General features: G+C 58.7%; 6 protein-coding genes. 3 read left to right on the plus strand and 3 right to left on the minus strand.

Annotated elements, in window-relative coordinates:
* Window positions 1–76: 76 nt before the first annotated feature.
* The 3 genes from repB to GR198_RS26465 all read right to left on the minus strand — a co-directional run bounded on the left by repB (window position 77) and on the right by GR198_RS26465 (window position 3,404).
* Window positions 77–1,129, minus strand: coding sequence for a plasmid partitioning protein RepB (repB, locus tag GR198_RS26455; RefSeq protein WP_029874970.1), 1,053 nt, complete (start codon window positions 1,127–1,129; stop codon window positions 77–79).
* Window positions 1,130–1,171: 42 nt separating this feature from the next.
* Window positions 1,172–2,386 (minus strand): plasmid partitioning protein RepA, encoded by a 1,215-nt coding sequence (gene repA, locus GR198_RS26460; protein WP_017957621.1) that lies wholly within the window; start codon window positions 2,384–2,386, stop codon window positions 1,172–1,174.
* A gap of 559 nt (window positions 2,387–2,945) precedes the next feature.
* Window positions 2,946–3,404: a helix-turn-helix domain-containing protein gene (locus GR198_RS26465; protein ID WP_164024635.1), complete on the minus strand. Its 459-nt coding sequence runs from the start codon at window positions 3,402–3,404 to the stop codon at window positions 2,946–2,948.
* 359 nt (window positions 3,405–3,763) lie between these two features.
* Here GR198_RS26465 and GR198_RS26470 point away from each other — a divergent pair, with 359 nt between their 5' ends.
* The 3 genes from GR198_RS26470 to GR198_RS26480 all read left to right on the plus strand — a co-directional run bounded on the left by GR198_RS26470 (window position 3,764) and on the right by GR198_RS26480 (window position 6,817).
* On the plus strand, window positions 3,764–4,966 hold the full coding sequence (locus GR198_RS26470) for an MFS transporter (RefSeq protein ID WP_029874968.1): 1,203 nt from the start codon (window positions 3,764–3,766) through the stop codon (window positions 4,964–4,966).
* Window positions 4,967–5,172: 206 nt separating this feature from the next.
* The gene (gene msuE / locus GR198_RS26475) at window positions 5,173–5,733 is read left to right on the plus strand and encodes an FMN reductase (protein WP_164024634.1); all 561 of its coding nucleotides are present in this window, start codon (window positions 5,173–5,175) and stop codon (window positions 5,731–5,733) included.
* A 244-nt stretch (window positions 5,734–5,977) separates the two neighbouring features.
* Complete coding sequence (locus GR198_RS26480; RefSeq protein WP_164069771.1) at window positions 5,978–6,817, plus strand: MetQ/NlpA family lipoprotein; 840 nt, start codon at window positions 5,978–5,980, stop codon at window positions 6,815–6,817.
* Window positions 6,818–6,987 lie beyond the last annotated feature (170 nt).

The raw sequence follows: 6,987 nt of genomic DNA on the forward strand, positions 1-6,987 counted from the left end.
CGGAAATGTGATTCTCTGGGTGTCTAGATCAGAGAGGGCTTCCGCGACGGCAACGTTCGGGGGCCTTTTCTTTTGCTTATTGATCTCCGTTCTTGGTCAAATCCTGTGTCTTCTCGAACGCCTCGTAGAGACGATCCAGATTGCTGGCGATGTAGGCTCCAAAGGCAGACGCCTTCTCCGCCTTCAACGCGATGGTGAACTGTTTCCCGTCATCCTTGATCTTCGCCTTGACCGCGCCGTCCTTGCGCTGCCAGGCGTGAGCGGCGGGCTGAAGCGCCGCTATGGATGAGGCCTGTTGTTGCCTCCTGCTGATGAAGGCAACCAGCATATCGAAGCGGGCATCCGGCTCCGCCGTCCCGAATTCCACCGATCTGGTGAACTCGATCGCTCGTGCTGCGATGTTTTCGGCCTCGAATTTCACGGACAGATCGTGCCACCGATCACGGCCGGTGGTCTTGGCCGCACCGATCGCGGCAAGGACTTCGGCTGGGATCCGCTTGGTGACGGACAGCATCTTGGAAACCGTCGTCTTATCGGCGCTGAGCGCGGACATGATCGTTTCCCTGTCGAAGCCCAACGTGTCGAGTTTGTCGGCAAACATCGTCCTCTCGATGAAGGAGAGATCGGCGCGTGCCGAATTCTCCTGGCCCTGCGCAATGACATGGTCGCGATCGTCGAGTTTCTTGACCACAGCGCGGACAGGTCGGCCGAGTTCCTTGGCGGCCCGGGCGCGGCGGTGGCCGAAGGCGATCTGATATCGGCCGTCCTTCTCAGGATGCGGGCGGACGAGGATCGGCGAATCCTGGCCACGCAGGCGGATCGCCTCGACCAATTCGCGAAACTGTTCGTCGGTATGCGCCAGCCGGTCGGTCACGAAGGAATCTTCGATCAGGGCAGGGTCGAGATCAATCACCGTCTCACCGGTCGCCAGCTTCTCCTCAATGACTTTGGCGGCATCGGCCTTGGCAGCCAGCGCATCGATACTGCGCGTCACGGCACCGAGAGCGCCGATCCCCTTATAGGTGAGCTGCTGCTTCTCGTCCCTGTGGAGCGGTTCGTCCTCATTGTTTACCGCAGTAAACTTCTTGGAATCGTCCATCAGACCGGAGAGGAGATTCTTACGCGCCATCAGCCAGCTCCTCGTCCCTGTTTACCGCAGTAAACTTCTGGATCATTTCCGCCCCCAAGCCTTGTGGATGAGATCGGCGATCTCGGTGTTGACGGAATCCATCGCCTCCATGGCGCGGTCATAGGTCGCGCGGGTAAACTGGTTCCGCTCGACTTCGTAAAGCGTCTGATTGGTCATCGCCGCATCGGAGATCGCGACGCTGCGCAACATCGGATTGGTAAGCACATGGTTCTTGAACATCGAACGCATGAAGGCGACCATTTGCGTCTGCGGCCCGTCCTGCGGATCGTAGCGAGTGACGAGATAACGCAGCCAGTCGAGGTTCATGTTGCCGCCGGCACCTTTCAGTGTGTTCAGCACCTCGCCGAGCATCTGCAGGAATTGGCACATCGACATCACGTCGAGCATCTGAGGATGAACGGTGATCAGAACTGCCGTTGCGCCGCAAATGGCGCTCATGGTCAAGAAGCCGAGCTGGGGAGGGCAGTCGATGATGACGACGTCGTAATCGTCGGCGACGGAGGACAGCGCCTCGTCCAGCCGCGCGAAGAAGACGCGTCCATAGTCCCCCGCCTTGCCCTGAGCAAGGACGCGCGGCGTATCGTGCTCGAATTCCATCAGTTCGAGATTGCCCGGCACCAGATGAAGGTTCGGGAAATTCGTCGGACGGATGATCTCTCTCAACGGACGCCGCTGATCGTCATAACGAATGGCGGCGTAGAGCGTCTCATTTTCGTTGACGTCGAACTCCGGCTGAAATCCGTGAATGGCGGAGAGAGAGGCCTGCGGATCGAGGTCGACGGCAAGGACACGGTGACCCGTCAGGGCAAGATGCTGGGCAAGGTGTGCCGCACTCGTCGTCTTGCCGCTGCCACCTTTGAAGTTGACGACGGCAACGACCTGCAGATGTTCGTTGCCGCGGCGATGACGCATATAATGCGTTCCGGCGCGGGCATTGTGCTCCAGGAAGCTGCGCATCTCTTCCATTTGCTCCGCCGTATAGGATCGACGTCCCGACGGCGTGACCTGGGGAAGGGCGCCTTTGCCTTCCAGCGACAGGTTGCGAAGATAGCCGCTGGTGACACCGAGGAAACGCGCGGCCTCGGCAAGCTGAAATTCCCTCAAACCCTTCAATGCACGCGGCGGAAACATCTCGAGCCGATGCTGCTTCAGCTTATCGGACAGTTCCTGCGCCTGACCAATTATCAGCTGGTCGACATCAGAAATTGCTTTTTCTATCTGCGGTGCCATATTCATGGAAATCTCGAAAATGCGATTTAAAAGCCCTAGGCGCTGTGAAACCGCATTTAGCGCCGATTCTGGAGGGGTGGCAAGGCAAATAGGGTTAACAAGACCCTACCGCGAGGTTGTCCAATCTTTTTCAAAGGCTTGAACATGCCGCCCGGTGCCGCTGTCCAGCGTGGCAATCGCGCATTCACTGACCGAATCGCAAGAGCAAGGCTGCACGACCGGCATCATAGCCGATCGGATACTTCGGAAGCGAGATATCGAGCGTGCACGGCTCTTTGAAGTATGTCTGCAATGGGCAAGCACCTGGACAATCAATGGCTGTTCAGTGCCGTGTGGCAGAGAACCGTCCTGATATCTGCTTGGGGGAGGGGACACGGCGATTCTGTCGAGGTCCCGCAGCAGAGTGCCCAGCGCAAGATCCCGGCGATAGGCGGAGAATTCAGCGCCCAGCTCGGCGCCGTCCCTCAGATAGCGATCCGGCAAATGCCAAATCGCAAGCAGGCCCTTTCGGGAAATGCCACTCATTGTCCGGTCGGCCCGCCAGGCGCAACGCTGCGATACCCGCCTATTCTCCCAGCGGAAGGGTGATATCCGCTACGGAAGCTCCCGATGTCAGACCGCGACTTTCCGCCTGCGCCATCGCCTTCACCAGCGCGATGACCGTTTCGCGGATATTGCTGTCGGCGATCTTTAGAAAGGCGCGATTGAGCACCAATCCCTCTTTCGTTCGCAGGAATTCGGCGACCGGGTCCATATTCGCGGATAGATCCAGCCCTTGCAGCGTCAACGGCTCGGAATTCTCCTGTTCGAAGAAGAAGCTCGGCGACGTGTGTAGCACCTCGGCGATCCGCTGCAGCCGGCTCGCGCCGATGCGGTTGATGCCCTTCTCGTATTTCTGAACCTGCTGAAAGGTCACGCCGATCTGCTCGGCAAGCCGTTCCTGGCTCATCCCGAGCAACTGCCGGCGCAATCTAATGCGCGCTCCGACATAGCTGTCTATCGCATTCGCTGTCTTGACATTCATCGTGTGTTTTCAGCCTCGATCGCATTTTCAATCGGTGCAGCTGTAGTATCCCCTGCATGGCTTTTCCATGGTTGTTTTCACATAGCCCACTGGATATGTGATCATCGCGGCTGACTGTGATATGAAAGCCCTCGCCCGGAAAGACGTGAAATCACGCAGAAATCACTCGGCGGAAGCGCAAATCGAACAAAAGCCGTACCAATACGGATAAAACTGGGCTGTAATTGCGTCCCGGCTTACGCTAAATGCAGTTCAGCGACCGTCGCACGAGAGTCTTCCCAGCCCCGATCGCCCGAAAATCCATCGAACAAAAGCGACGTGGCAATGGCACCGGCCGTGCCTGTGCAGGAGAAGTATTGATGGCAACAGTTGCCGAGAGCCCGCCTCGTTTCGAAAAGACGACGATGTCTATCCTCATGGCGGTCAGCTTCTGCCACATGCTGAACGACATCATGCAGTCGCTGCTCGCCTCACTTTATCCGCTGTTCAAGGCGAACTACGATCTCGATTTCGTGCAGATCGGTCTCCTCACTATGACTTTCCAGGTCACGGCTTCGCTGCTGCAGCCGCTCGTCGGCATCGTCACCGACCGCTGGCCGATGCCCTATTCGCTGCCGGTCGGCATGGCGAGCACCTTTTGCGGCCTCATTCTGCTCGGCAATGCCGGCAGTTTCACCCTGCTGCTGGTTGCCGCAAGCCTGATCGGCTTCGGCTCGGCGGTCTTCCACCCGGAATCTTCGCGCGTTGCCCGTCTTGCCTCCGGCGGTCGCCACGGTTTCGCGCAATCCTTCTTCCAGGTCGGTGGCAATGCCGGCCAGGCGATCGGTCCGCTGCTTGCCGCCTTCATCGTGCTGCCGCTCGGTCAGCACAGTGTCTCATGGTTCGCCGCCATCGCCATGGTCGGCATGGTCGTGCTGAGCTGGGTCGGCAACTGGTACATCAGCCACAGGCGCCAGAATGCCAGCAAGCCGGCGGTAAGCCGGACTCTGCCGCTGCCGCAGAACAGGGTCGTCTGGGCGCTGCTCATCCTCGTGCTGCTGACGGCAACGAAGAATGTCTACATGGCCAGCGTGTCGAGCTATTTCACTTTCTATGTCATCGACAAGTTCGAGCTCAGCGTGCAGCAGGCACAGCTGATGCTCTTCCTGTTCCTCGGTTCGGTCGCCGTCGGCACCTTCCTAGGCGGGCCGATCGGTGACCGCTTCGGTGCCCGTTTCGTCATCTGGTTCTCGATCCTCGGCGTGATTCCCTTCGCGCTCCTGCTTCCCTATGCCAACCTCTTCTGGACGGGTGTGCTCAGCGTCGTCATCGGCCTGATCTTCGCTTCAGCCTTCTCTGCAATCGTCGTCTTCGCGCAGGAACTGGTGCCCGGGCGCGTCGGGCTGATTGCCGGGGTCTTCTTCGGCTTCGCATTCGGGGCAGGGGGGCTTGGTGCAGCCCTGCTCGGCAGTTTCGCCGACACCCATGGCATCGATTTCGTCTACCGCATCTGCTCCTACCTGCCGCTGCTCGGTCTTCTCACAGTCTTCCTGCCGCGTATTCCCAAGCAGAAACCAGCCTGAGGCGACATCGCTTACGGACAATCGATCGAGCCGGAATGTCACCACACTCCGGCTCGATTTCGTACATCGCCTTCGCCCATAGGCCCGAACGTATTTTTCTCCTCCTATGGGGAAGAGGGATCACCATTCCTTTAATCCACTATTTTTATAGATAATATTCGTCCAATAATGACGTCGGTCTCGGCACGATATTGGAAGGAAATGGCATGTCTGCTCACAAACTGGTCGGCCTTGCGGGTAGCTTCAACCGCCCCTCGAAGACCTTTGCGCTTGTCGAAAACATTGCCGGTCTCGCCGGCGAGAAATACGGCTTCGACAACACCATCTACGATCTGACCGATGTCGGCCCCTCGCTTGGCCAGGCGCTGCGCCGTGACGATCTCGACAGTCGCGCCAGGGAAGTCATCGACGACATCGTCAATGCCGATGTGCTGATCATCGGAGCGCCGACTTACAAGGGCAGCTATCCTGGCCTCTTCAAGCATCTGATCGACCTGATCGACCCGCATGAGCTGCGCGCCAAGCCGATCATCATCACGGCGACCGGCGGCGGCGACCGCCATGCGCTGATGGTCGAGCACCAGCTCCGCCCGCTCTTCGGTTTTTTCATGTCTTACACGCTGCCGACCGCGGTTTACGCGTCCGACCGCGACTTCACCGATTACCGCGTCTCATCCGATCCACTTTCCAAGCGGATCGGCGAAGTCATCGACGAGCTCGAGGCGTTCTTTCCTGCGCGAAATCAAGCGCTGATTGCTGCAGAATGAGCAATGCCGGAATGGGCTTGAGACGGCGCCGAAGAGGCGCCGTTTTCATTTTTGGAGCATGCTCTCAAGCCGCAATTAATCCATAAATTTGGTGGAAATTTATCCTGCCGATATCGACAGCAGGGCAAGAGTTTTTCAGGCCCTTCCTCCACATCAGACATTCGTGCTTCGCTCCCGATCCGCGCATTTGCCATGATCGGCCTGCTCGGGGCGTTCGGCCTCATTCAGTCAGACGGGATATAAAATGACCAAGAACAAAAATCTTCACGGCTTCCACCTTACGCGCCGCGCGGCTCTTGCCGCCATCGCCGTTTCCGCGGCCGCAGTCTTTTCCTTTGCAGCACCCGCTCCTTCCCACGCCGAGGACAAGTCCATCAAGGTCGGCATCATGGCCGGCGAGGAGGAGGATATCTGGCGCGTGGTCGCGAGCGAGGCGGGCAAGAAGGGTCTCAAGATCGAAACCGTCATCTTCAACGACTACACCCAGCCGAATGAAGCGCTGGAGCGCGGCGAAATCGATGCCAACGCCTTCCAGCACCAGCCCTATCTCGACAACCAGATCCAGCAGCACGGCTATCACATCGTTCGCGTCGGTTATACCGGGGTCTGGCCGATCGGCCTTTACACCAAGAAATACAAGTCCGTCGCAGAGATCCCGGAAGGTGCCGTCATCGGCGTGCCGAACGACCCCTCGAACGAAGGCCGTGCGCTGCGCGTTCTCCAGAGCGAAGGCCTGATCAAACTGAAGGAGGGCACCGGTATTCTCGCGACCGTCGCCGACGTCACCGACAATCCGAAGAAGATCGAGATCAAGGAACTCGACGCCGGCATCGTCGGCCGTTCGATCGACGATCTGGATGCCGGTATCGTCAACACCGACTGGGCGCTGAAAAGCGGTCTTTCGCCGGCCGAACGCATTGCCCAGGAGCCGATCGCTGATAATCCATACCGCAACTTCATCGCCGTCAAGGACGACAGCAAGGATGCCGAATGGGTCAAGACGCTTGTGTCTTCTTATCAGAACGACACCGTCAAGGCCGAATTCGAGAAGGTCTATAAGGGCACCGGTCTCAGCGCCTATTGATCAGAGGCTGGGCTGGGGTTAGAGCCTTTCCGGGTTAGATTGCAGCATTCTGTTGGCTCAAACGGAGTCGGATGGTCGACCGGCCGGCGCGCGTCGTAGCCCAGTTCTACGGCCAAGCCGGCCGGTCGATCAGCCGGCCCGTTTCAGCCAACCCGAAGGGCCGGGCATCT

Origin of the sequence: Rhizobium leguminosarum, from assembly GCF_010668065.1 — a bacterium.
GTDB lineage: Bacteria > Pseudomonadota > Alphaproteobacteria > Rhizobiales > Rhizobiaceae > Rhizobium > Rhizobium leguminosarum_S.